The organism is Streptomyces katrae, from assembly GCF_000966975.1.
Lineage (GTDB): Bacteria > Actinomycetota > Actinomycetes > Streptomycetales > Streptomycetaceae > Streptomyces > Streptomyces katrae.
On sequence record NZ_JZWV01000129.1, the window covers coordinates 1 to 1,686 of the forward strand.

At 72.0% G+C, this 1,686-nt stretch carries 1 protein-coding gene and 1 pseudogene; one reads left to right on the top strand and one right to left on the bottom strand.

Annotation, left to right across the window (positions count from 1 at the left end):
- A pseudogene (locus VR44_RS46895) lies at positions 1 to 153 on the bottom strand (xylulokinase); the annotation flags it as partial.
- Between the two features lie 94 nt (positions 154 to 247).
- Between VR44_RS46895 and xylA the strand changes: the two are divergent.
- Positions 248 to 1,420: a xylose isomerase gene (gene xylA / locus VR44_RS06930; protein ID WP_045946493.1), complete on the top strand. Its 1,173-nt coding sequence runs from the start codon at positions 248 to 250 to the stop codon at positions 1,418 to 1,420.
- Positions 1,421 to 1,686: the final 266 nt, after the last annotated feature.

The window sequence follows — 1,686 nt, forward strand, 5'->3', positions numbered from 1 at the left end:
CTGTTCGGGGTCGCTCTCGCGTGCGGGGCCGGCGCTGACGGTGTGCGCGGCGCGGCCCTCGCCGAGGACGGCGCCGGTCTCCACGTCGACGGCGAGGGCCTTGGTGGACTGGGTGGAGCTGTCGACACCGATCACGACGCGCTGTGCGGGCATGGGGTCCCTCCGGTGGGGTTCCTTCTGGGGTCTCCGCATACTAATTTGTTTTTCGCCATTACAAATAGACCTCGGCCCGGATCCGGAGTGCCTCATGACCAGCGACCCGCTCGCCCCCACCCCCGCGCACAGGTTCACCTTCGGCCTGTGGACCGTCGGCTGGCAGGGGCGGGACCCCTTCGGCGACGCCACCCGGCCCGCCCTCGACCCGGTCGAGAGCGTGCACCGGCTGGCCGCGCTCGGCGCCTACGGGGTCACGTTCCACGACGACGACCTGATCCCCTTCGCCTCCGGCGACGCCGCCCGTGAGCAGGCGGTCAAGCGCTTCCGCACCGCACTCGACACGGCCGGGCTGAAGGTGCCGATGGCCACCACCAACCTCTTCACCCACCCGGTGTTCAAGGACGGCGCGTTCACCGCCAACGACCGCGGCGTACGCCGGTACGCGCTGCGCAAGACCATCCGCAACATCGACCTGGCGGTGGAGCTCGGCGCCTCGGTCTACGTCGCCTGGGGCGGCCGCGAGGGCGCGGAGTCGGGGGCGGCGAAGGACGTGCGCACGGCCCTCGACCGGCTGAAGGAGGCCTTCGACCTGCTGGGCGAGTACGTCGAGGAACAGGGCTACGACCTGCGCTTCGCGATCGAGCCCAAGCCCAACGAGCCGCGCGGGGACATCCTGCTGCCCACCATCGGCCACGCCCTGGCCTTCATCGACGCGCTGGAGCGGCCCGAGCGGGTCGGCCTCAACCCGGAGGTCGGCCACGAGCAGATGGCCGGGCTGAACTTCCCGCACGGCATCGCCCAGGCCCTGTGGCACGGCAAGCTGTTCCACATCGACCTCAACGGCCAGAGCGGGATCAAGTACGACCAGGACCTGCGCTTCGGCGCGGGCGACCTGCGCCAGGCCTTCTGGCTGGTCGACCTGCTGGAGTCGGCGGGCTACGAGGGCCCGCGCCACTTCGACTTCAAGCCGCCGCGCACGGAGGACGGCGAGGGCGTCTGGGCCTCGGCGGCCGCCTGCATGCGCAACTACCTGCTCCTGGCGCAGCGCGCCCGGGCCTTCCGGTCGGATCCGGAGGTCCAGGCCGCGCTCGCCGCCTCCCGGCTGCCCGAACTCGCCCTCCCCACGGCCGAGGACGGTCTGGCCGGGCTGCTGGCCGACCGGTCCGCCTTCGAGGGGTTCGACGTCGATGCGGCCGCCCGCCGCGGCATGGCCTTCGAACAGCTGGACCAGCTGGCCCTGGAACACCTCCTCGGCGCCCGCTGACCCGAAGCTGCGGAGCGGAGGCAGCCGGCTCCCGGACCCGGCGAATGTTAGCGCTAACAATTACTGGGGCAAGGATCGCGCACAGACCCTTGACGGCGCTCTTGTGAGCGTTAACACTCAGGATCGCCAGGCCGGGGACCGCCCGCCCACACGGGCTTCGCACCGTGCGAGGACGCCGCTCCCGGCCGGCCCCGCCCTGCCGTCCCCGGCCGTCCCTGCCGGGGGCGCGCCGTGCCGGTCGCGGACCATCACTGGAGGAACTGTGT

Excerpts from the sequence above, each read along its gene's own strand:
- xylA (WP_045946493.1), top strand. The coding sequence starts at position 248 with ATGACCAGCGACCCGCTCGCCCCCACCCCCGCGCACAGGTTCACCTTC.